Origin of the sequence: Pseudomonas sp. KUIN-1, assembly GCF_009176725.1 — a bacterium.
Classification (GTDB): Bacteria; Pseudomonadota; Gammaproteobacteria; order Pseudomonadales; family Pseudomonadaceae; genus Aquipseudomonas; species Aquipseudomonas fragariae.
Window position 1 is genome coordinate 4373494 of sequence record NZ_AP020337.1, and the last position, 22828, is coordinate 4396321.

The window sequence follows — 22828 nt, forward strand, 5'->3', positions numbered from 1 at the left end:
CTCACCACAACTATCGTACCCATGCTGCGCATGGGTATGCCGTTCTGGACGCTCTGCTTCCTGCCTTGAGTACGCGGGCGCGGCGCAGAGTCGTGACGCGGAGCGTCACCCAAGGCATTCCCACGCTGGAGTGGTGTGACCCCCGAAGGTTGGATGCAACCTTTGGAGGCGTCATGGGTAAATATACAGAGCAGGCAAAACTCGCAGCCGTGAAAGAGTATTGTGCCGGCAAGGCAGGTTTGAGGGATGTTGCGCATCGCCACGATGTGGACTTTTCCTGCCTTCGTCAGTGGGTCGCGGCTTATCAGATCCACGGCCCAGCCGCTCTTAAAGAGAAAAGGCGACAGCGTTACAGTGACGAATTCAAGCTAGCTGTTTTGAAGCGCATGCATGATGAGCGATTATCACTGCGCCAGACAGCGGCCTTGTTCGATATCCGTCAGTTCGGCATCATCAATCTATGGCAGCGCCTTTTTGACGAAGGTGCTCTTAACGCATCCTCAAAGCCCCCTAAGAAAGTTGGACGCCCAAGAAAGATGACGACGCCCCTTCCCCCTGTGAACTCCGCTCCGATCAACGATGAATCGCGCTCGCGTGACGAGTTGCTTGCCGAGGTGAAGCAACTGCGGATGGAGGTCGATTATCTAAAAAAGCTCGATGCCTTGGTTCAGAAGAAGCAACGAATAGCGCAGCAGAAAAAGCGCAAATCGTGATGGAACTGAGGCCTTTACATCCTCTGGACGGCCTGCTGAAGTTTGCCGGTCTGGCACGCAGCACTTTTTACTATCAACAAAAGGTACTGCTGGCAGATGACAAATACGCCGGGCTGAAAGACCTGATTCAGGCAACTTTCTACGAGCACAAGGGCCGGTATGGCTATCGTCGCATCACGGCAGCTTTGCGCAGGGCGGGCCATCTTGTGAACCACAAGACGGTGCAGAAACTAATGGGGCAGCTAGGCCTGAAGAGCCTGATACGCGTGAAGAAATACCGTTCCTACAAAGGCGAAACAGGCAAGGCCGCGCCTAACCTGCTAAAGCGTGATTTCAAAGCGCAATACCTTAACCAGAAATGGGCCACCGACGTGACCGAATTCAAAGTAGGAGGCCAGAAACTCTATCTGTCGCCGATCATGGATCTGTACAGCGGCGAAATCATTTCCTATGCGATTGCCAGGCGCCCGCTGTACTCCATGGTCGACGAAATGCTTGAAGGAGCATTTAAGCGGCTTGGACCGCATGAAAAGCCGATTTTGCATTCCGACCAGGGCTGGCAATATCGGATGCCTATTTACCAGCGACTGCTCAATGAGAATTCGATCGCAGCCAGCATGTCGCGCAAGGGTAACTGCTACGACAACGCGGCTATTGAGAGCTTTTTTAGCACGCTGAAATCCGAATTTTTCTACCTGAACAAATTTAACGATCTGGATGAGCTTCAAGCGGGTATCGAAGAGTACATTGAGTATTACAATCACTCACGCATAAAACTGAAGCTTAACGGCCTGAGTCCTGTGGAATACAGAATGCAGGCCGCCAAGGCAGCGTAGGTGGATAATTGTCCAACCTTCGGGGGTCACACCAGAGCGTGAGGAACGATCGGTATCTACCGTGCCCAAGCCTTTCCGCTATCGTACCCATGCTCTGCGTGGGTATGCCGTTCCGGACGCTCTGCGTCCTGCCTTGAGTGCGCGGCGCGGCGCAGAATCATGACGCGGAGCGTCACCCAATGCATTCCCACGCTGGAGCGTGAGGAACGATGGTCATCTCAGCACAACTATGACTATCGTACCCATGCTCCGCCTGGGTGTGCCGTTCTGGACGCTCTGCTTCCTGCCTTGCGCACGCGGGCGCGGCGCAGAGTCGTGACGCGGAGCGTCACCCAAGGCATTCCCACGCTGGAGCGTGAGGAACGATGGTCATCTCAGCACAACTATGACTATCGTGCCCGCGCTCCGCATGGGTATGCCGTTCTGGACGCTCTGCCTCCTGCCTTGAGTGCGCGGACAGCTCTCTGACTATCGTACCCATGCTCCGCGTGGGTATGCCGTTCTATGCGATCTGGGGCTTTTTGGCGATGATGTCGAAGAGCGCGGGGTCAAGCGGGTCGCCGGCCTGCTCATTGAGGACCTGACGTGGGTGATCATCCCCCGGAATGCTGCTATCGATCAAAGCCAGCAGGCTCGCGCCGCGCTTTGTCAGCATGTAGGTCGAGCCATCTCCGCCTTCCTCGCGAGGACGCGGTTCGATGTAGCTGCGATTGAGCAGCGTCTCGAATTCCGTGGATGTCGATGGGCTGCGGTTGTTCTGCACATCGTGCAGCAAACGCTCGATAAGGTCCCATTTGTAAGTCATGTCTATACACCTCCGTCCAGCATGGAATGGTCACCCATGACCTCCAGCCACGGGCATGCGACTCAAAGGGTGTGACCTGCGAGGTGAATGACGGTTCAGAGAAGCTGGCGGACGGTGTAACGAGGCGTTATCAGTACTGTAAAGAGATTGATCGCTCCCGAATGCTCGGGAGCGATCACGGCAATCACTCGGCAGCCGGGGCCGGGGTGCTGCGTTTTTTCAGCGGGGCCATGCCGTCCTGGCTGACCAGGTCAGACTTGGGACGGTTGACCGTCTTGCGTTTGGTCGGCCCTTTGGCCGCGACCTTCTTCTTGTCGCCCTTGGCGTCGGTCTTTTTCTTCTTGACGCCGACTGCCTTGCCGGAGGCCTTGACCTTCTTCGGCCCGCCGTAGGTGCCTTTGACTTCCTTGATGACGCGACGCTCGAAGCTCTGCTTGAGATAGCGCTCCACGCTCGACATCAGGTTCCAGTCGCCATGACAGATCAGCGAGATCGCCAGACCGTCGCTGCCCGCGCGGCCGGTACGCCCGACGCGGTGGACGTAGTCGTCGCCGCTGCGTGGCATGTCGAAGTTGATCACCATGTCCAGACCTTCGACATCAAGGCCACGAGCCGCCACATCGGTGGCAACCATGATTTTCGCGCCGCCCTGCTTGAGACGGTCGATGGCCGCCTTGCGGTCCTTCTGGTCCTTGTCGCCGTGCAGCACGAACGCCTTGTATTCCAGCGCTACCAGGCGGCCATACAGACGGTCGGCCATGGCCTTGGTATTGGTGAAGATAATGGCTTTCTGGTAAGTCTCGTTGGCCAGCAGCCAGTTGAGAACCTGCTCTTTGTGCACGTTGTGGTCGGCGGTGATGATCTGGTGGCGTGTGCCGGAAGCCAGCTCGCTGACGCTGTTCACTTGCAGGTGCTGCGGATCCTTGAGCACCTTGCCGATCATTTCCCGCAGGCCAGCGCCGCCGGTGGTCGCCGAGAACAGCATGGTCTGCTCGCGACCGGCACATTCGCCGGCCAGACGCTCGACGTCTTCGGAGAAGCCCATGTCCAGCATGCGGTCGGCTTCGTCCAGTACCAGCACTTCAACGTGCTTGAGGTCCAGGTTGCCTGCGTTCAACTGCTCCAGCAGGCGACCCGGCGTGCCGATCAGAATGTCCGGCACCTTGCGCAGCATGGCAGCCTGAACCTTGAAGTCCTCGCCACCGGTGATCAAACCGGCCTTGACGAAGGTGAACTGCGAGAAGCGCTCGACTTCCTTGAGCGTCTGCTGAGCCAGCTCACGGGTCGGCAGCAGGATCACCGCGCGAATATCGACACGGACCTTGGCCGGGCCGATCAGACGATTGAGGATCGGCAGCACAAATGCGGCGGTCTTGCCGCTACCGGTTTGCGCAGTCACCCGCAGGTCGCGCCCTTGCAGTGCGAGCGGAATGGCGGCCGCCTGCACGGGCGTAGGCTCGACAAATTTAAGCTCGGCCACAGCTTTGAGCAGGCGTTCGTGCAGGGCGAATTCGGAAAACACGGGTGCTACCTCGACGAAAAACAAAAATACAGCTGCATAGCGTAACGGTTTCGAGCGCCGGGGCCGAGTTTCTTTACCACCAAAGGCCGATTTTGTTTACCAACGGGCGGATAACGGCCATTCGAAACGCGGCAAAACCAGCAAGCGCCGTCACGACACCGGCAGCAGCACATCGACCACCAGACCGCCGCCGGGCCTATTGCGCGCGGCGATCTGCCCGCCGTGCATTTCGATAGCCCGCAGGGCGATGGCCAGGCCCAGGCCAAAGCCCTGCGCGGCATTCTCCGGGCCGCGCTCGAAGGGCTGGAAAATCCGTTGCAGGCACGCCTCGTCCACACCTGGCCCCTGATCGATGACATTGACCATCAGGCACAGCGGCTGGGCCTGAACGTTGGCGACAACCACCACATCCGTGCCGACCGCCGTGTGGCGAACGGCATTGCGGATCACGTTTTCGAAGGCCCGGTAGAGCAGTTCGCTGTCGACCTGCGCGACGAAAGACCCGGGAGCCTGCAGCCTGACCCAACACTGCTTCAGTCCGGCCTCGAATTCGGCATCCTCGACGATGGCCGCCAGCAGGCTGATGACATCGACCTTTTCCCGCGTCAGGCTTTCGACATCGCTCTGCATGCGCGCCAGGGTCAGCAATTCTTCGATCAGTGAGTCCATGCGCTCCGATTCGCGCTCGATGCGTTCGAGCATGTCCAGTTGGGTCGGCTCCTGGCGCAACAGGCCGATGGCGGCACTCATGCGCGTCAGCGGCGAACGCAGCTCATGGGAAATATCATGCAGCAGTTGTTGCTGGGAGTCGGCCATGACCTTGAGCTGATTGGCCATGCGGTCGCAATCCTCGGCAAGGTCGACGATTTCATCGCGCCGCCGGCCCATGTCGGGTTTTACCCGTGTGTCGAAACGGCCTCTGGCGACCTTGCCCATCGCCTCTCGCAATTTCATCAGCGGCGCCACCAGATAGCTGCTGAGAAACCAGCTGAACAGCGCACTCATGACCGTGCCGGTGATCAGCGGATTGAGGTGAGAAGGTTGATCGTCATGGTTGGGGCGCTGGGTAGAGCGGATGTGCACGAGTGCACCTTCGCGTGTGTGCACAGCCAGTTCGAAGCGAGGATTCTCCAGCGCCTCGCCCGCCAGCAGCAGACCCTGGTTGTCGTACAGCCCGACCCTGCCTTGCCCCTCCGGCTGCCAGGCATCGAGCAACGCCTGCCCTGCGGCAATGCCCGAGCGCTGCAAAATGCGCACTTCGTTATCGAGCACCGTGCTGAACGAAGGATCGCCCCGCCCTGACTGGGTGAACATGAACAGGCCGGCACCGACCATGAAGGTCAGGCTGGTCGCTAGCCAGAATGCCAGGAACAGCTTCCAGAACAGCCGGTTCGGCCTCATGGCGTGAGCAACATATAGCCCAGATTGCGCACGCTCTGTATCCAGCTCTGGTTATCGTTGCGCGGCCCGAGTTTGTGGCGAATGCTGCTGATGTGCACATCGATACTGCGATCGTAGCGCGCCAGCGGCCGTCCCAGCGCGTTCATCGACAGGTTCTGTTTGCTGACCAGTTGCCCGGCATGCCGCGCCAGCTCTTCGAGCAGGCAGAACTCGTTGCCGGTCAGTTCAAGCGTCACGCCCTGCCAGCGCGCTTCACGCTTGCCTGGCCAGAGCATCAGCTCTCCGGCCTGAATCACATCCCTGACCGCATCGACTACCGACACCGCACGCACCCGGCGCATGATCGCCCGCAGACGCGCCACCAGTTCACCCGGCGAGCTGGGCTTGGGCACGTAATCGTCGGCGCCCAGTTCCAGCCCGGAAATACGGTCGATATTGTCGCCGCGGGCGGTCAGCAGAATCACCGGCACCTGGCTTTGCGCACGGATCCGCCGCAGCACTTCGATCCCGGAGATGCGCGGCATCATGATGTCCAGCACAACGATGTCGTGACGCCCGGACAAGGCTTCAATCTCGCCCTCTTCAGCGCTGTTGGTGCAGGTCACGTCGAAGCTTTCACGGGTCAGGTACTGGCTGAGCATTTCCGTCAGTTCCCGGTCATCGTCGACAAGCAATACGGAAGTCATGGCAGGCCCTTGATTGGTGGTTGCCGATTATCCCGACGCTGCTGCGGCGTGTCAGCCGGGCTCGATGATCTTTACCTAACCTTACACGGCGTTAACCGTCCCCAACATGCCCTCGCCCTATGCTGCGCAGCCAACAGCGCCCGCCGGACCGGCCCTTTCTGGCGTGTCATCGGCAGCGCTCAAATGCCTTTGTCGCAGCTTTCTGGAAAGGGTTTGATGATTTCTTCGCGTCTGCTTCTATCGTTCTGCCTGTTACTCAGCGTCCCGCTGGCACACGCCGACACGTTTTCCATCTCGGACATCCGCGTCAACGGCCTGCAACGCGTATCAGCCGGCAGCGTATTCGCTGCGCTGCCGCTCAATGTCGGCGATCAGGCCGATGAGCAGCGCTTGGCCGACGCGTCGCGCTCACTGTTCAAGACCGGTTTCTTTCAGGACATCAACGTTGCACGCGATGGCAATGTGCTGGTGATCAATGTAGTCGAACGCCCCTCTATCGCCAGTATCGAGATTGTCGGCAACAAGGTCATCAGCACCGACGACCTGATGAAGGGGCTCAAGCAGTCGGGGCTCAGTGAAGGCGAGATATTCCAGCGCGCCACGCTGGAGGGCGTGCGCAATGAACTGCAACGCCAATATGTCTCCCAGGGCCGCTACAGTGCCTCGGTCGATACCCAGGCGCTGCCTGCACCACGTAATCGCATCGCCCTGAAAATCACCATCGACGAAGGCACGGTGGCGTCGATCCAGCACATCAACGTGGTCGGCAACACCGTGTTCTCCGATGAACAGCTGGCTGATCAGTTTCAGCTCAAGACCAGCAACTGGCTGTCGTTTTTCAAGAACGATGACAAGTACGCCCGCGAAAAACTTTCCGGCGACCTGGAGCGACTGCGCTCCTGGTACCTGGACCGTGGCTACATCAACATGGATATAAATTCGACGCAGGTGTCGCTGACGCCTGACAAGAAAGGCGTGTTCATTACCGTCAATATCACCGAAGGCGACCGCTATACGGTGGGCAGCGTCAAGCTGGGCGGCGACCTGAAAGTGCCGAAGGACCAGCTCGAACAACTGATTCTGGTCAAACCGGGTCAGGTGTTTTCGCGCAAGGTCATGACTGACAGCACCAACCTGATCACCCGCCGTCTGGGCAACGATGGCTACACATTCGCCAACGTCAACGGCGTGCCGAAAGCCAACGATGCCGATCACACCGTTGATATCAGTTTCGTGGTCGACCCCGGCAAGCGTGCCTACGCCAACCGCATCAACTTTCGCGGCAACACCAAGACTGCCGATGAGGTGCTGCGCCGTGAAATGCGCCAGATGGAAGGCGGCTGGGCATCAACCTACCTGATCGACCAGTCGAAGGTGCGCCTCGAGCGTCTCGGTTTCTTCAAGGAAGTGAACGTCGAAACGCCAGCGGTCCCCGGCACCGACGATCAGGTCGACATCAACTACGCCGTCGAAGAACAGGCCTCGGGCAACATCACCGCCAGCGTGGGATTTTCGCAAAGCGCCGGGCTGATACTCGGCGGCTCCATCTCACAGAACAACATCCTCGGCACCGGCAACTTCGCCAGCCTCGGCATGACCCGCTCCGAGTACCAGACCAAGTACAACTTCGCGTTCACCAACCCGTACTTCACGCCTGACGGGGTGAGCCTGGGCTACAACGTTTTCTACAACGCAACTGACTACAGCAAGTATTACGATGACGACGACGAGGTCTCGTACTACTCGCTCAACAGCGTGGGCGCCGGGGTCAACCTCGGCTATCCGATCAGCGAAACATCGCGCCTGACCTACGGGCTGTCGATCCAGCGTGACACCCTCGACCCCGGCAGCTACAGCGCTGACGAGATCTACGACTTCATCGAGCGCGAGGGTGATGCGTTCACCAACCTCAAGGCCAGCGTCGGCTGGTCGGAATCGACCCTCAACAAGGGCGTGCTGGCCACCCGCGGTCACTCGCAAAGCCTGACCCTGACCAGCACCGTGCCGGGCAGTGACCTGCAGTTCTACAAACTCGACTACAACGGCCAGACCTTCCTGCCGCTCAGCGACACCACCTCGCTGCGCCTGCATACCAAACTCGGCTACGGCAACGGTTACGGCGATACCGACGGCCTGCCCTTCTACGAAAACTATACGGCGGGCGGCCAGGCCACGGTGCGCGGCTTCAAGGACGGCACGCTGGGGCCGCGCAATACCCCGGCCACCGGCACCTACGCCAGTCAGGGGCAGATCTACTATTCGGACCGCGACACCGAAGCCCTGGGCGGCAACATCCTGATCACCGGCGGCATGGAATACCTGTTCCCGATGCCCTTCGTCAAAGACCAGAAATCCCTGCGCACCTCGCTGTTCTGGGACTTCGGCACGGTTTACGCCGACAAGTGCTACCTGACCACCACGCAGAACTGCGGCAACATCAATATCGACCAGATGGCCAGCTCGGTCGGCGTCGGCGTGACCTGGTACTCGCCGCTCGGCCCCCTGAGCTTCGACCTTGCCGTGCCAATCAAAAAACCTGAAGACGCCGAGACTCAAGTGTTTCAGTTCTCGCTCGGCCAGACCTTCTGACCTTTTTAACCGTGAATCAGGCGGTCTTTACCCAGCATTACCTGGCCCGGACCGCGCTTTACATCCCGTCGTTGAATACTGCCTGCACTACTCATCAGGTCAGGAGTCGTTACATGAGCCGCGAAGTCAGACAGATCACCCCCGATGTGCAGGAAATCATCCAGCACGCCTTGCGCTCACTGCTGGGCAAAGGCTTCGTCATCGCGCTGTTCGGCAGCGAAGATGCAACCGGGGCCATGCACTACCACCTGCGCATCGACCACGACGCCACGGGGCTGGGCATCGAGCATCACGACCACGTCGAAGACGGCTTCATCGACGACATCTTCATGCTCGCCACCCGCATGAAAGCCATGCTCAAGCAACGCGAAACCCTGTCTCGCATGCACGGCGGCAGCCAGGCGACGGGTCAGGTGCGGCTGCTGACCTGGATCACCGAGGACAACAGCCAGACAGTCGTGCAAACCGCCGAGGCTGCGGGGCGCGAGTGTCTGAGTGCGTTGCGCGAGCGCAGGCTGCGGGCTTGAGTCACGGGCGCCGCACGGCTTAATCGATGGCCGCGACCATCAGTTCTCGCAGCCACCTGTGAGCCGGATCGCGGTGCAAACGCTCTGGCCACAGCATGAGCATTTCAAACCCGGGAATCGAAAGCGGCGGTTCCTGAACCACGAGCGTCGGCTGATTGCGCACCAGCCGTTCAGGCACTACCGCAACCAGGTCGCTGCAGGTCAGTGCAGACACCAGCGAGCCGAAATGCGGAGCCGACAACACCACCCGCCGGCTTAACCCCAGCGCCGCCAGAGCCTGATCGGTGCTTCCGGCGAAGCCGCCGCCGTTGGGAGACATGACCGCATGCTCCAGCTCACAGAAACGTGTCAGCGACACAGGTTGCACAAGGTCTGGATGATCATGCCGGGCAGCAAGCACATAACGCTCATGGATCAACGACCGCTGGCGCAGCTTGGGCGGCGCCTCGTCGCGGGTGTGCAACGCCAGATCCAGCCGACCACTTTCAAGATCCGCGGCCAGGCTGACCGGCTGCTTGTTCAGCATGGCCAGGCGCGTGCCCGGAGCACTGTTGCGCAACCTGCCGAGCGACGGCCATATCAAAGCGGTGGTCGCGTAATCGCTGGCGGCCACGCGCCAGGTGTGATCGGCCGTTGCCGGATCAAAATCCCGGCCGGGCAATAACGCAGACTCCAGCGCTGCAAGCGCCTGCCTGAGTGGTTCGCGCAGTTCTTCAGCCCGCGCAGTCGGGGTCATGCCCCGCGGTCCCGGCAGCAACAATGGATCCTCCAGCACCTGCCTCAGCCTGCCCAATTGCAGGCTGACCGTGGGCTGGGTCAGGTTCAGCCGATGCGCCGCGCGGGTCACGTTCTGCTCCGAGAGCAATGCATCCAGCGTGACCAGCAGATTGAGGTCGATACGTCGCAAGGTATTGTTCATGCAAATACCCAGTGTTTGGGAGATTGATTTCCAGCATACCCGAGCGAGTCTGTAGCGTTGCCTCATTACCGACAAACCGGAGACTCTCATGAACGTACTTATTGTCTACGCCCACCCCGAACCGCGCTCGCTGAACGGGTCGTTGAAAGACTTCGCCGTCGATCATCTGCAGAACAACGGCCATCAGGTGCAGGTGTCCGACCTTTACCAGATGGGCTGGAAGCCGATCATCGACGCCAACGATGCACCCGGTCTCGAGAGCAGCAGCCGCTTTGACCCTGCCCTTGAGTCGCAACGCGTATTTGCCGCCGGTATTCAGCCGCCGGACATCGAGGCCGAACAGGCCAGATTGCTCTGGGCAGACGCCGTCATATTTCAGTTTCCGCTCTGGTGGTTTTCGATGCCCGCGATCATGAAAGGCTGGATAGAGCGGGTGTACGCCTGTGGTTTCGCCTACGGCGTGGGCGAGCACAGCGACCAGCACTGGGGTGATCGCTACGGTGAAGGAACGCTGGCAGGCAAGCGCGCCATGCTGACGGTGACCATGGGCGGCTGGGATTCCCATTACAGCGAGCGTGGCGTAAACGGGGCGCTGAACGACGTGCTTTTTCCTATCCAGCACGGCATCCTGTTCTATCCAGGTTTCGATGTGCTCGCGCCCTTCCCCGTGTACCGGGCAGGCAAGGTGGACAGCGCAACCTTTGCGCGGATTTGCGCCGACTACGGCAACCGCCTGGATACCCTGTTCACCCTTGAGCCCTTGCCATTTCGCAGACAGAACGACGGTGACTACGAGATCCCGGCACTGACCTTGCGTCCTGAGCTTGCAGCGGGTCGGCAGGGACTGGGCATTCACCTTCGTGATGAGGATGGGCCTGCGGATCTTTAGGACAGAGTGTCAGAGGATTGATGAGCAGCGCTCAGCAGCGCATGTACCCCAGACCACACAGAAAAAAGCGGCATACCCGGTATGCTGCTGTCGGAGCATTTCAGCGGGTACACAGCCATGGTAAAAGCACGATTGCGAGACTCGAAAACGACCCTAATCGCACGCGTGACGTTCGCAGCCTGCGTGGGCTTTGGCGCTCTGATGCCGGACCTTGCCGAGACGGCCTATGCACAACAGCCCGTCTCTTCATCTTCAAGCGACAAAGACCAGGAGCGCGGTATGAACGTCAGGATGTATGCGGGTGACAAGGTCGTCATGCTCCATCTGGACGACAGTGAAACGGCAAGGGACTTTGTCTCGCTGCTGCCCGTTGAACTGACACTGGAGGACTACGCCGCCACCGAAAAAATAAGCATGCTGCCACGCAAACTGAACGTGACCGGTGCTCCGGCGGGCGTTACGCCAATCGAGGGGGATATCGCCTATTACGCGCCTTGGGGCAATCTGGCGATTTTTCATAAAGGCTTCAAGTACTCGCACGGCCTGATCAGGCTGGGGCGGGTTGAATCAGGTATCGAAGTCATTCGGCAGCCGGGGACTGTAGCCGTCCGGTTTGAAGTTGCCAATGACTGATCACACAGAAGGCCCTGCAGTTGCAGGGCCTTCTCATGCGTAGCGCTTTCCGGCGGACTACTTCAGGTTGTTCTTGAAGAACTCGCCCAGCTTGTCGAACGGGATCAGATCGACCCGATCGTACAGATCCACATGCCCGGCCTCCGGCACGATGATCAGTTGCTTGGGCTGGCCGGCCAGTTTGTAAGCCTCTTCGCTGAACTCCAGTGAATGCGCCTCTGAACCGGCGATGAACAGCATCGGCCGTGGCGAGATGGTCGCGATGTCGTTGAACGGATAGAAGTTCATGAACTTGATGTTGCTGGTCAGCGTCGGGTGAGTGGTCAACTCGGGCGACTGGCCTTCGGGCGTGAACTCGCCGCGTGGCGTGCGATAGAAATCGTAGAACTCGCGTTCGATCGGACCGGATGTGTCAGTCAGCTTGTGTACGGTGCCGCTGGTATAAGCCGTATCACCGCCGCTGTATTCCACGTCGCGCTGCAGTGCCGCCTGCTCGATGATCTTCTTGCGCTGCGCCAGCGTCTGCGAATGTTTCAGGCCGTTGCGGTTGGCGGCGCCCATGTCATACATGCTCACCGTGGCAATGGCTTTCATGCGCGGGTCGATCTTCGCGGCACTGATGACAAAGCTGCCACTGCCGCAGATCCCCAGCACGCCGATTCGTTTTTTGTCCACGAAGGTCTGAGTGCCCAGGAAGTCCACTGCGGCACTGAAGTCCTCGGCGTAGAGATCGGGTGAAACGGCGTTACGCGGCTGGCCTTCACTGCCGCCCCAGAACGACAGGTCCAGCGACAAGGTGACAAACCCTTGTTCGGCCAGTTTCTGCGCGTACAGATTGGCGCTTTGCTCCTTTACCGCCCCCATTGGATGGCCGACGATGATGGCCGGAGCTTTAACGTTCGGGTTCGAGCCTTGGGGTATAAACAGATTGCCCGCGACTTTCATCTTGTACTGGTTGTTGAACAGCACTTTTTGCGCAACGACCTTGTCGCTTGTGTAGAAATTATCGGCACCGTGAGACATGTCTGCTCCTGTCGCAGCGTATGAGCTTATTAAAAGCCCAAGCATCAAAAGAATCTTTTTCATGGCGTGTTACCTCGTTGAGAAATTGACCCGCGTTTATCTGCCCGGCCCTGACCGGTGTTTTTTTCCTGCAGTAACGCGTTGTCGCGTGCCGTCCAGGCCAGCGCGGCCGAACACGCCAGTAACACGCCACCGAATGCGAACGGGCTCCACCAACCGAGGCTGTCGAACAGCGCGCCGCCGATGCCGGCCCCGGCGGTGATCGCCAATTGAATGGTCGCCACCATCAGGCCGCCGCCTGCCTCGGCATCGTCGGGCAGCGTGCGGCTCAACCACAGGCCCCAGGCGACTGGTGCCGGCGTGGCAATCAGGCCCCAGACGGCAAGCACAATGGCGACAGCCTGAGGCGAATGGCCCAGACCGGTCAGCGCCACGGCCAGCACCGCCATCAGCAGCGGAATGACAATCAGGCAGGCATACAGGCCTTTGTGCAGCAGCCTGCCGATCAGGTAGGTGCCGACCAGCCCGCTGGCCCCCAGCGCCAAAAGCATCAGGGACAACGTGTTGACGCTGACGCCGGTGATCTCTTCCAGAAACGGGCGCAGGTAGGTGAAGACGGCGAACTGGCCCATGAACAGCAACAGGATCGCGCTCATGCCGACGGCCACTTGCGGGTTACGCAGCAGGCGGAACGGATTGCGTGCCCGGTTGTTCGGCTGACTGCGCATGGCCGGCAGGCTCAGCCACTGCCAGGCAAACGCCAGCGCCGCGAGCGGGATGACCAGGAAAAACGCGCCGCGCCAGCCAATGTACTGGCCCATGAAGCTGCCCAATGGCGCGGCGACCGTCGCCGCCAGCGCATTGCCGCCGTTGATCAATGCCAGGCCCTTGGCGACCGATTGCTTGGGCACCAGCTTCATCACGGTAGCGGTCGACATCGACCAGAACCCGCCAATGGCAATACCGAGCAATGCACGGCCTGTCATGAACAACCAGCCGTTGGAGGCCAGCGTGACGATCACGCCAGACACCAGCAGCAACAGGCTGAAGCCCAGCAGGACAGGCTTGCGATCCAGATGCCCGGTCAGCGGCGTGTTCAGCAGACTGGTCAGCACGGCAAAAAAGCCGGAGATCGAAATCGCCTGCCCGGCCTGCCCCTGACTGATGCCGAGGTCCTGCGCGATGGGTGTCAGCAGGCTGACCGGCATGAACTCCGACGCAATCAGCACCACCACACACAGCGCCATCGAAAACACGGCGCCCCAGGCTGGCGGATGTGTTGTCGCCTCAGCCCCCTTTAGCGTTGAATCGAATGCTTGCATGCGTCACTGACCTGGCGATGTTGAAAATAGTCGGCACAGGTTAGGGCAAAGGTATTAGGATGATTAGACACCACAATTTAAACGCGCTTGTGAGAAGGATTCAGCAATGAGCACACCCAAACTCAATGATCTACAAGCCTTCCTGCAGGTAGCACGCGATCAGAGCTTTACCAAGGCGGCCACCAAGCTGGGCGTTACGCCTTCAGCCCTGAGCCACACCCTGCGCGGCCTTGAAGAGCGCATGGGCCTGCGCCTGCTGGCGAGAACCACCCGCAACGTGGCCCCGACCGAGGCAGGCGAACGGCTGATGCGCTCGATCGGGCCGCTGCTGGACCAGATTGCCGCAGAAGTCGAAGTGCTGGGCGAGCTGCGCGACAAGCCCGCCGGCACCATTCGCATTACCTGCTCCGATGACGCCGCAGAGGGCATCATCCGCCCGATGCTTGCAGGATTTCTGGCGCAGTACCCGGATATCCAGATCGAGATCTGCATCGACTACGGCTTCACCAATATTGTCAGCGAACGTTTCGATGCAGGCATCCGTCTGGGTGAATCCATCAGCAAGGACATGATTGCCGTACGCCTAGGACCTGACTGGCGCTTGTCAGTGGTGGGGTCGCCGGCCTACTTCGAGCGACATCCCGTCCCGCTGCAGCCTCAGGACCTGACTCAACACACCTGCATCAACATCCGCCACTCGCCGAACGGCAGTTGCTACGCCTGGGAGTTCGAGAAGGGCAGCCGCAAGCTGAACATACGGGTCAATGGGCAATTCACGTCAAACAGCATGATTCATGTGCTCAACGCCGCACTGGACGGCGTAGGCCTGGCCTACGTGCCGGACTCCATGGCCGAGCCGCACATCGCCAGCGGCCGCCTGAAAGAAGTGCTGGTCGACTGGAGCCCGTATTTCGAAGGCTTTCACTTGTACTACCCGAACCGGCGACAGGCGTCGCCGGCGTTCAGTGCGTTTGTCGAGGCGGTGAGGTATCGGGGGTAATCAGGGGGCTACATTTAGATCCACCAATTTCGTCGGCAACCGACCCCAGCGGCGTATCAGAAGCTGAGGCCGCTTCATAAGGCGGGTAAATCAATATAAATAAAATGCGGGTGCTTCACCACCAATTCCGACCGACTGGCACCAGAGTTATATTTAAAAGCACCATAAACAAACAGGTAGATTTTTTGGGCAGGATCAAAAGTATTCAGCTGATTTAGCAATGCACGACCCGCTGCTCCGACCTCAAAGACTTCTGAATTTAGCACGACAACCTTCGGAGCTTGCCCAAGGGTTTTCTCTTGTAGAACTAAATAAAAATTTCCCCCAACCTTATCTACGGAAATGACGGGAGCAGTAAATATTTTGGTGCCCACTTTCCCAAGAAATTTAGTGCTATTGAGCTCAAACGAGTAAAAAGCAGAATCGTAGGTGCCTTCCGGGTTCCATGGCGCTCTCAAGGAACTCATTCTTCTGGATTGAGCAGTCATATCCAACCACGCCTTGGCAAACCTCTTTACCATCTCTGAACGACCTTCACTGGCACCAAGGCCAGCCTTGGAGCGCCCGCCAACTCCTGATCCTGTCCGTTGATCCTGGTTCGCAGAAGCAAGCGAGCTTCCAGACGGGTTCGCCGCTGTACTTGATGGATCTATCCAAACCTGCGGAAAATCTTTTTTCACTGGATTTGCGTTGAGCTGCGAGGATGCGCTGGTAGGTGTTGTAGATGAGGGTTGGGGCTGTCTGTCGCACCCCTCAGGATGATGCCCCCTGAAGTGAGCAGAGGGTGAAATTTTTCTACCTGCTTTTTCCTTGTCTGGTATAACGATGCTTACCTTGACGCCACATGAAGGGTTAGCACATTTCACTTTAACAGCGTTATTGGCTGATGCAGATGTCTTGTATAACTCTTCTATCTGGTTTATTCCGACCAAAGCACCGACACTTCCAAGACCTGGATGATTTTCTGTCAATAACGCTTGTTCATGCATATGTGAAACCCCTATATAAATTTATTCTATCCTCCATGACAATCAGCATGGAATTCAACCCTTAGCGATATTGGAACAGGCCTCTATGCCTGTTCTTTTTTTGAATTCTAACGTATTGGCGGAGCACGAAACAGGCTGGCGAGATCAGAGAGTTCTGACCGGCCATCATTACAGCGATTATTGTGTGTTCTGTCATGAGGGGGTCGCTCCTTCTGAGCCGTAAATACTTTAATCACGCCCCCCCTCTTCGCTCAACGGGCCCGATGCTTTTATGGATATTCACTCGCTTTGGCTCAAGACCCAGGAAATCTGGGACATGCTCGATCAGCACCCGTGGGTACGTACCGGGCTGGCGCCTGATGTCAGAGTCGTTCCGCAACTGGCGCGGCATGCAGCAATCAGGCGGACGGCGCATCAAGCGCAGCCTGTTCATCGACGCCAGCGGCGTGCGCTTCGTCCGTGACGATGAAGAACAGCAGCTCATGCAAATCCACCTGCTCACCGACTACATCGGCCGCAAACAGGCCGAATTGCTCGCCTGGAACCAGGCACAAGGCAACGTCGCACAAATGTCCGCCAACCGCCGCCGCATGACCAACATTGGCACCTTCCGCGCCTACGCCCTGGTGTACCTGAAAAGCCACGTCGACATCAACCCGAACATGACCTGCATGGTTCGCCAGCTGGAACCCACCTCGCAGGGCATCCCGCTGGAAATCTACTGCTTCACCCGCACCACGGCGTGGGTGGATTACGAGCGGATACAGGGGGATATTTTCGATTATCTGATTACGGTGATGCCGGAATTTGGGTTGAATTTGTATCAGCAGCCTAGTGGGGCGGATATGCGGGTGGGGTTGAGGGGGGAGACTGTGAATCAAGCCAAAGCTGACTGGACGAGAGAGCGTTGAGGTTGGGATTTGAAGGTTTTTGGAATGGGGTAGTGATTCCATCGCTCCCCGCTCCCAGCTATCGTGATTTGGGGATATGGAACCGCTGAAGAGTTTTAGCCACTCAGTAGCTTTCTTTTTTGAGCTACACGCATGCACGTATCCAACTGTTCAGCACATACCATTCAAACGTGTGCCGCCCGCTCGACATTGAGCAGTGTCGCAATCGAAATCCAAGCATCACATAATCAACGGAAAGCAAACTAGCGAATTCTATACATTAGACATGTGGGGCCTGGCAACGACCATACTAAGTTTTCGGTTATGTCGCTGCGCGCCTATCGCTTAATGCTACATCGAAGAGAGAACCGTCATGGGACTATGTATTTCAAAACATTCTGGCAGCAGCTACAGCTACAGTGATAGCGACCGCTGGGAAGTGCCTGTAAACCCTTCAAATGCCAGGCCTGCTTCTAGTCATCAAACGGCATCTGCGAGCGATAGAGCCTCAGACGAGGTGGACGAACGTCCTGCAACATTTTCTCATTTTCAACTCGCGCGGTGCGGCGAAGATTATACTCTTAGTATGGTTTCTTTAGCAGCTTATCAAGCAGAAAGACGGCATCGCGGTAATTTAATAAAGGATCGTAGTCAATCCGCACTTCCCTGGGTGCAGGTATATCACTCTGAAACAGGCCTGGATTACAGTTTCCAGATTGACAGAACCACGACTGTCAAAGTGGCCGGATTCAACTACAATGTCCCCAATGATGGACAGACTCGGCATTTATACAGTGCCGGCACGAGCCAGGTAAATATGCCTGTCATCACAGACAACATGAGTGCGTGCATTGCTGTCGCGTGTGCGGCGGAAAACGTAGATGCCGGTACGGGTGAACGTAGGCCGGGGGCGAAAGTTCGCGTATTCCATCTGTTCCCTTTTCGTCGCGAAGACCTTATGCCAAAACAAGTGTTAGCGTCTGTGCGCGATTATCTGCGGGATATTAAGGAACAGGGGCTAACAATGCGCGCAGCCCTGCATGGAGGAAATAGAGAGGGTGATTTCTCAGTCAGCACTGCGGAGGCATTGAAAAGCCTGTTTGCTGATGAAGGAATCCCGCTTGAATTCGACGAGACTTGTGCAAACCGAACATCTGAAACACTGCTTGGCGCCGTTATTCTTAATGACAACTCGACTCAATTCATAAAGCATTTGGTCGCTTTATGACACGATACTGCAGCTGTCGGCAGCGCTTCGATTTTGCCTGAACAGTTCCGTAGACGAACCCGCTTGGGGGGAGCCCGACGTCGCAAGCAATGGTCGTAGTAGCAAGAACGAGGTGTCCTTTTTTAAAACGGATTTCTCCCGCTCAAGACGGGCGATACGGGCTTCCAGTTCCTGGATTTTCTGCTGCTCTGGCGTCAGGGCTGTGCTCTGCGGGGTTACGCCATTGCGCTCCTGTTAGAGTTGGCTCACCCAGCCACGCAGCGCAGACTCGACTGCCCCAAGCGAGCGGGAGGCCTCGATATGACTGTAGCCTTGATCGAACACGTATCCTGAGGCCTCGCGCTTGAATTCAGCGAAGAAGGTACGGCATTGTTTGATCATCGGACACCCCTGTCTGGCGATATTCTCGCCTACTAAATGAGTGTCCGAAATCATTAGACCACTACAAGGCGGATTGATATCAAGCCAGAGCTGAATTTGGCATCTCATGAAGTTTCGCATACGAAATACCGTAGCAGCATGATTGGCATTGGCATGGCCCGGATCTGATGCAGCTGCATCTGAGTCGAACCGGCGACAGGCGTCGCCGGCGTTCAGTGCGTTTGTCGAGGCGGTGAGGTATCGGGGCTAGCCCCCCGCCGCCTGATTACTGCGCGGCTTTCAACGCATCCGCGACCTTGTTCAGCGAACCTTGAGCAGGCTCGGCAAGCAGTTTCAGCTCGGTGGTTTTGCCACGCACCACCACTTGCATGGCGGTGGGCGCACCCTTTGCGTCACCCACGATCCGGTAAACGGTGTCGCCGCGCACGAAGCTCAATACGTGACTGGCAGCGTCGTACTTCAGTTGCTCACCTTCAGCCTGGGGAAACAGCAGCCCGACCTGATTCTTGCTGTCCACGGCCGCGTAGAACAACGGGCTTGCGTCCCCTGAGCGGAACAACACAATGCGCTTGCCAGACGGCGCGAGCCTGAACGACAGGAGAATTTCACGCTGCTGGTCTTCCTCCCAGACAATGCGGGTGGTGTGCGTCATCTTGCCATTCTGATTGCGACTGACTGTTTCAGTCGGCAACCCCGACCCGCCGGTATGGTCAAGGACCGTCTGCGTTTCAAGAACCGGCTCGCCATTACGGATGCTATACGTAGACGTCTGGTGCCAGCAGCAACCGTCCTTGGTCATAGTCTCGATCTTGCGGGCTTTCTCATCCACGCTGAACAGGCCGCAGTTGTTTTGCGCCAGTTGGGTAAACGAATCGCTGTGCCGAAAACCATCTGCCGTGCCGAGAAAGACCTGATACGAGGGGCCGTGGTAACAGCTGTTCTGCCCGTCCATCAAGGCCAGATCCTTGATGCCATCGAAGTTGAAATCCTGATAGATCAGTACGCTTTGTTCGCCATAGGGCAACTCGTGCACATTGGTTTTGACCTTGCCGGTTTTGGGGTCAGTGCCAAGCACCAGTTCATCGGACTGCACGCGGATCAAGGCCGCACCGCTGGCCTTGTCGTACACGTTGATGACGCCGGGACGAAACACATCGTCTTTGGCGGAAATATCCAGCGTCGCACGGTATTTATCGGAAAAATCCTGCAGGGTGTAGCTCTCTCGGGGAGCGCCCGCGAACCCTGCTGCATCCATTTCCCCGTAGGTCGGTAACGCACCGGCGGCACTGACCAGTGTCGACGAGGCCAGGCCGACCAGTACCCACAAGGCCTGCAACCCGAGACGTGACGCACAGCGTTGAACGATGGATAGGTGCAAGACGCAACTCCTCTGATAATGAGCGATGAGTCTACTTCAGCAATTGATACAATTTGAAATCATTGCCCAACGTGCACTTCGTGCTCACAGGCCGCCCCGTCCGCCCCGGTAAATGTTCTAATCACGCCCCCTCTTCGCTCAACGGGCCCGATGCTTTTATGGATATTCACTCGCTTTGGCTCAAGACCCAGGAAATCTGGGACATGCTCGATCAGCACCCGTGGGTACGCACCGGGCTGGCCCTGATCCTGTTGCTGACCGCCGCACTGGTGCTTGGCCGCGTGGCGCGCTTTCTGGTGCTGTACGCCGTCAGGATGCTCGGCCGTCAGCCGTCCCTGCACTGGGTCAACGACTTCCGCCACAACAAGGTCTTTCACCGACTGGCGCAGATGGTGCCGTCGCTGGTCATTCAGTTCGGCCTCACCCTGGTCCCGGGCTTGAGCACTGCGGGCCGGAACGTGATCGGCAACATCGCCATGGCGTTCACCATCCTGTTCATGACATTAGCCATCGGCACCCTGCTCAATGCCCTGCTGGACATCTATGCGCGCACCGAACACGCCCGCACGCGCTCCATCAAGGGTTACGTGCAACTGTCGAAAATGATCCTGTACGTCTTCGCCGGGATCATCATCGTCGCCACCCTGATCGACCGTTCGCCCCTGCTACTGCTGTCCGGCCTCGGCGCCATGTCGGCGGTCATCCTGTTGGTCTACAAAGACACCCTGCTCTCCTTCGTCGCCAGTGTGCAACTGACCAGCAACGACATGCTGCGCGTCGGCGACTGGATCGAAATGCCGCAAGTGGGCGCGGACGGCGATGTGGTGGACATCACCCTGCACACCGTCAAGGTGCAGAACTTCGACAAAACCATTGTCTCCATTCCGACCTGGCGCCTGATGTCCGAGTCGTTCCGCAACTGGCGCGGCATGCAGCAATCAGGCGGACGGCGCATCAAGCGCAGCCTGTTCATCGACGCCAGCGGCGTGCGCTTCGTGCGCGACGATGAAGAACAGCAACTCATGCAAATCCACCTGCTCACCGACTACATCGGCCGCAAACAGGCTGAACTGCTGGCCTGGAACCAGGCACAAGGCAACGTCGCACAAATGTCCGCCAACCGCCGACGCATGACCAACATCGGCACCTTCCGCGCCTACGCCCTGGCGTACCTGAAAAGCCACGTCGACATCAACCCGAACATGACCTGCATGGTTCGCCAGCTCGAACCCACCTCGCAGGGCATCCCGCTGGAAATCTACTGCTTCACCCGCACCACGGTGTGGGTGGATTACGAGCGGATACAGGGGGATATTTTCGATTATCTGATTACGGTGATGCCGGAGTTCGGGTTGAGTTTGTATCAGCAGCCTAGTGGGGCGGATATGCGGGTGGGGTTGAGGGGGGAGCCGGCGCGGGTGGGGTCTACACCGTTGGTGGAGCCGTTGCCTACAGAAAGTTAAGGCTGACATGTAGTGATCTAACGATTCTGGACACCTCTATAGGTGGAAAATAAATTTATCGAGCAGCTCTTCATGACCAAAAGCGCAAACCATTTGATGACAGCTATAAGCTGCAAATCGTGAAGGTGATCAAGGATTAGGGGCTGGCCGTTCCACAGGTTTGTCGGGATCAGAACATCGGTAAAACGGCTCTGCGACACTGTGTAAAGGCTATTCTGGACTTAGCAACATTCTCCCGCGATTCCGACATAAGCTGACCATGCTTATGACTTGTCGGCTAAGGGTGACGGAGTACGGATAGGTCCAAAGGCAGCCAGCAAGCCCTCAATCGCTCCAGACCCCAAATCGACGCCGTGAGCGGTCTAGGCGAAAGCCTTTTACGAAGGTCTAAGCCGCAATAGTCGAAGCCCCACTTCGCTGATATCATAATATCATCATACCATTGAGAATTTGTGCTGCCAGCCAAGCGCTTGCAGCTTTAGACAGGGATGCTGACTCATGAACCAAGCGCTCAATTGGGCTGAAAAATGTCTCGGACCGGACTTGAACAAAAAACTTCACTGTAGAAGTAGTACCCGAAGGATCTTAAGCCTCATCAGCGTCCCTCATGCTTCCTCTGACGTTGTCCCAACTAGGCAATATTCCCGTACTACGGGTCCCCGTCATACCCCCAATATCTCGCCGTTAGCCAGCTTTCATAGAGCAAAAAAATGAAAAACAATCCAAAATTTTCATTTGATATATTGATAGATGACTTATTTGAGAATTTAACTTTAGAATCAGGGATGGCTCCTATTTCTAACAAAAAAGTCTTAAGTTTTTTAAATAACTATGAAGAGGGGAAGTGGCGATACCCAATATTTCAAAATTTTATATGGGATAACATTGCCGAAACCGCTCTATCGCAACGAGAGCGAGATAGTCTAGTGAACCATTCCTTACTCGCCGCAGCCGCCAAAAATTTGAGATTGAGCGATAATGATAAAATCGGCGAAGGCAGCGAGTTGGCGGAGATCGTACTGTATGGTGTTATGAAGCATCACTTCAAGGCACTTCCAGTTGTACCGAAAATTTATTACAAGCAGAATCCGCAGGATAATGCAAAAGGGGCTGACAGTGTCCATATCGTAGTGGCAAATGGCAATTTCACACTTTGGTTCGGTGAAGCAAAATTCTATACCAGTATTGAAGATGTGAGCCTGACAAAAATAGTCAACTCCGTATACAACTCTTTAAAAATAGATAAATTAAAAAAAGAAAACTCCATCATTATTGATGTCAATGATGTTGATCTCATACTGAACGATCCCGCAATGTGCAATAGAATCAAAGAAGCACTCAGCCCTCACGAGTCGATTGACCCACTCAAAAGCAAACTAAATATCCCCATCCTCTTACTTTATGAATGCACGCTTACCAAAACTCACACCGAGATGTCGACTACCTATAGGGATCAAGTAATTCAGCACCAGCGTGAGCGTGCAACTGCATACTTCAAAAAACAGATATCGAAAATGAAGAGTGCTCACAAATATCAGGAAGTTTCATTTCATATTATTTTATTCCCGGTACCTTCAAAATCCGAGATTGTAAAAAAATTCGTATCAAACGTTAAATTTTACAAGGATCAGTAA

The 22828-nt window shown here is 57.1% G+C and carries 18 protein-coding genes and 2 pseudogenes; 10 read left to right on the forward strand and 10 right to left on the reverse strand.

The features are described from left to right. Positions 1-173: 173 nt before the first annotated feature. A protein-coding gene (locus tag KUIN1_RS19620; protein WP_152091779.1) for an IS3-like element ISPsy9 family transposase occupies positions 174-1549 on the forward strand; the annotation gives its coding sequence in 2 pieces (ribosomal slippage) (positions 174-645 and positions 645-1549; 1377 coding nt in all). Positions 1550-2051: 502 nt separating this feature from the next. On the opposite strand, the gene KUIN1_RS19630 is transcribed toward KUIN1_RS19620, so the two are convergent. From KUIN1_RS19630 to KUIN1_RS19650, 4 genes are all read right to left on the reverse strand, one after another. Beyond that, positions 2052-2354 carry a hypothetical protein gene (locus tag KUIN1_RS19630; protein ID WP_003402479.1) on the reverse strand — a complete coding sequence of 101 codons (303 nt, stop codon included), beginning with the start codon at positions 2352-2354 and terminating at the stop codon, positions 2052-2054. A 184-nt stretch (positions 2355-2538) separates the two neighbouring features. Next, a complete protein-coding gene (locus KUIN1_RS19635) occupies positions 2539-3876 on the reverse strand; it encodes a DEAD/DEAH box helicase (protein ID WP_003402477.1) in 1338 nt (445 codons plus the stop codon). Between the two features lie 150 nt (positions 3877-4026). Next, on the reverse strand, positions 4027-5262 hold the full coding sequence (locus tag KUIN1_RS19645; protein WP_164920569.1) for a HAMP domain-containing sensor histidine kinase: 1236 nt from the start codon (positions 5260-5262) through the stop codon (positions 4027-4029). 11 nt (positions 5263-5273) lie between these two features. Beyond that, positions 5274-5963 (reverse strand): response regulator transcription factor, encoded by a 690-nt coding sequence (locus KUIN1_RS19650; protein WP_011268650.1) that lies wholly within the window; start codon positions 5961-5963, stop codon positions 5274-5276. 216 nt (positions 5964-6179) lie between these two features. Here KUIN1_RS19650 and bamA point away from each other — a divergent pair, with 216 nt between their 5' ends. Both bamA and KUIN1_RS19660 read left to right on the forward strand, forming a co-directional pair. Next, positions 6180-8552 carry an outer membrane protein assembly factor BamA gene (gene bamA / locus KUIN1_RS19655; protein WP_152092199.1) on the forward strand — a complete coding sequence of 791 codons (2373 nt, stop codon included), beginning with the start codon at positions 6180-6182 and terminating at the stop codon, positions 8550-8552. 113 nt (positions 8553-8665) lie between these two features. Continuing rightward, positions 8666-9079 carry a hypothetical protein gene (locus tag KUIN1_RS19660; protein WP_003402465.1) on the forward strand — a complete coding sequence of 138 codons (414 nt, stop codon included), beginning with the start codon at positions 8666-8668 and terminating at the stop codon, positions 9077-9079. A gap of 19 nt (positions 9080-9098) precedes the next feature. On the opposite strand, the gene KUIN1_RS19665 is transcribed toward KUIN1_RS19660, so the two are convergent. Continuing rightward, positions 9099-9998: a LysR family transcriptional regulator gene (locus KUIN1_RS19665; RefSeq protein ID WP_011268653.1), complete on the reverse strand. Its 900-nt coding sequence runs from the start codon at positions 9996-9998 to the stop codon at positions 9099-9101. Positions 9999-10086: 88 nt separating this feature from the next. Between KUIN1_RS19665 and KUIN1_RS19670 the strand changes: the two genes are divergently transcribed. Beyond that, on the forward strand, positions 10087-10887 hold the full coding sequence (locus KUIN1_RS19670; protein WP_011268654.1) for an NAD(P)H-dependent oxidoreductase: 801 nt from the start codon (positions 10087-10089) through the stop codon (positions 10885-10887). 279 nt (positions 10888-11166) lie between these two features. After that, on the forward strand, positions 11167-11520 hold the full coding sequence (locus tag KUIN1_RS28390) for a cyclophilin-like fold protein (RefSeq protein WP_032619965.1): 354 nt from the start codon (positions 11167-11169) through the stop codon (positions 11518-11520). Positions 11521-11577: 57 nt separating this feature from the next. On the opposite strand, the gene KUIN1_RS19680 is transcribed toward KUIN1_RS28390, so the two are convergent. Continuing rightward, positions 11578-12606 (reverse strand): alpha/beta hydrolase, encoded by a 1029-nt coding sequence (locus tag KUIN1_RS19680; protein ID WP_152092200.1) that lies wholly within the window; start codon positions 12604-12606, stop codon positions 11578-11580. Next, positions 12603-13865, reverse strand: a complete 1263-nt coding sequence (locus KUIN1_RS19685) for an MFS transporter (RefSeq protein ID WP_152092201.1) — start codon at positions 13863-13865, stop codon at positions 12603-12605. The genes KUIN1_RS19680 and KUIN1_RS19685 overlap by 4 nt, the downstream gene beginning before the upstream one ends. A 106-nt stretch (positions 13866-13971) precedes the next feature. Between KUIN1_RS19685 and KUIN1_RS19690 the strand changes: the two genes are divergently transcribed. Continuing rightward, complete coding sequence (locus KUIN1_RS19690) at positions 13972-14865, forward strand: LysR family transcriptional regulator (protein WP_003425485.1); 894 nt, start codon at positions 13972-13974, stop codon at positions 14863-14865. Positions 14866-14939: 74 nt separating this feature from the next. Here KUIN1_RS19690 and KUIN1_RS19695 read toward each other — a convergent pair whose 3' ends face one another. After that, on the reverse strand, positions 14940-15854 hold the full coding sequence (locus KUIN1_RS19695; protein ID WP_141250142.1) for a hypothetical protein: 915 nt from the start codon (positions 15852-15854) through the stop codon (positions 14940-14942). A gap of 341 nt (positions 15855-16195) precedes the next feature. On the opposite strand from KUIN1_RS19695, the pseudogene KUIN1_RS19700 reads away from it, so the two are divergent. Together KUIN1_RS19700 and xopAF are read left to right on the forward strand one after the other, a co-directional pair. Then, positions 16196-16765: pseudogene (locus KUIN1_RS19700) on the forward strand (mechanosensitive ion channel family protein); the annotation flags it as partial. 565 nt (positions 16766-17330) lie between these two features. Continuing rightward, a complete protein-coding gene (gene xopAF, locus KUIN1_RS28095) occupies positions 17331-17972 on the forward strand; it encodes a XopAF/AvrXv3 family type III secretion system effector (protein ID WP_332107650.1) in 642 nt (213 codons plus the stop codon). 117 nt (positions 17973-18089) lie between these two features. Here the strand turns inward: xopAF and KUIN1_RS19715 are convergent. Together KUIN1_RS19715 and KUIN1_RS19720 are read right to left on the reverse strand one after the other, a co-directional pair. Beyond that, a pseudogene (locus KUIN1_RS19715) lies at positions 18090-18353 on the reverse strand (transposase); the annotation flags it as partial. Positions 18354-18618: 265 nt separating this feature from the next. Then, the gene (locus KUIN1_RS19720; protein ID WP_152092203.1) at positions 18619-19731 is read right to left on the reverse strand and encodes an XAC2610-related protein; all 1113 of its coding nucleotides are present in this window, start codon (positions 19729-19731) and stop codon (positions 18619-18621) included. 158 nt (positions 19732-19889) lie between these two features. On the opposite strand from KUIN1_RS19720, the gene KUIN1_RS19725 reads away from it, so the two are divergent. Together KUIN1_RS19725 and KUIN1_RS19730 are read left to right on the forward strand one after the other, a co-directional pair. Beyond that, complete coding sequence (locus tag KUIN1_RS19725) at positions 19890-21194, forward strand: mechanosensitive ion channel family protein (protein ID WP_152092204.1); 1305 nt, start codon at positions 19890-19892, stop codon at positions 21192-21194. A gap of 710 nt (positions 21195-21904) precedes the next feature. Next, complete coding sequence (locus KUIN1_RS19730) at positions 21905-22828, forward strand: HamA C-terminal domain-containing protein (RefSeq protein ID WP_152092205.1); 924 nt, start codon at positions 21905-21907, stop codon at positions 22826-22828.

Coding starts and splice junctions, on each gene's coding strand:
- KUIN1_RS19630 (WP_003402479.1), bottom strand. CDS start 2,354: ATGACTTACAAATGGGACCTTATCGAGCGTTTGCTGCACGATGTGCAG.
- KUIN1_RS19650 (WP_011268650.1), bottom strand. CDS start 5,963: ATGACTTCCGTATTGCTTGTCGACGATGACCGGGAACTGACGGAAATG.
- bamA (WP_152092199.1), top strand. CDS start 6,180: ATGATTTCTTCGCGTCTGCTTCTATCGTTCTGCCTGTTACTCAGCGTC.
- KUIN1_RS19660 (WP_003402465.1), top strand. CDS start 8,666: ATGAGCCGCGAAGTCAGACAGATCACCCCCGATGTGCAGGAAATCATC.
- KUIN1_RS19665 (WP_011268653.1), bottom strand. CDS start 9,998: ATGAACAATACCTTGCGACGTATCGACCTCAATCTGCTGGTCACGCTG.
- KUIN1_RS19670 (WP_011268654.1), top strand. CDS start 10,087: ATGAACGTACTTATTGTCTACGCCCACCCCGAACCGCGCTCGCTGAAC.
- KUIN1_RS28390 (WP_032619965.1), top strand. CDS start 11,167: ATGAACGTCAGGATGTATGCGGGTGACAAGGTCGTCATGCTCCATCTG.
- KUIN1_RS19680 (WP_152092200.1), bottom strand. CDS start 12,606: ATGAAAAAGATTCTTTTGATGCTTGGGCTTTTAATAAGCTCATACGCT.
- KUIN1_RS19685 (WP_152092201.1), bottom strand. CDS start 13,865: ATGCAAGCATTCGATTCAACGCTAAAGGGGGCTGAGGCGACAACACAT.
- KUIN1_RS19690 (WP_003425485.1), top strand. CDS start 13,972: ATGAGCACACCCAAACTCAATGATCTACAAGCCTTCCTGCAGGTAGCA.
- KUIN1_RS19695 (WP_141250142.1), bottom strand. CDS start 15,854: ATGCATGAACAAGCGTTATTGACAGAAAATCATCCAGGTCTTGGAAGT.
- xopAF (WP_332107650.1), top strand. CDS start 17,331: ATGGTTTCTTTAGCAGCTTATCAAGCAGAAAGACGGCATCGCGGTAAT.
- KUIN1_RS19725 (WP_152092204.1), top strand. CDS start 19,890: ATGGATATTCACTCGCTTTGGCTCAAGACCCAGGAAATCTGGGACATG.
- KUIN1_RS19730 (WP_152092205.1), top strand. CDS start 21,905: ATGAAAAACAATCCAAAATTTTCATTTGATATATTGATAGATGACTTA.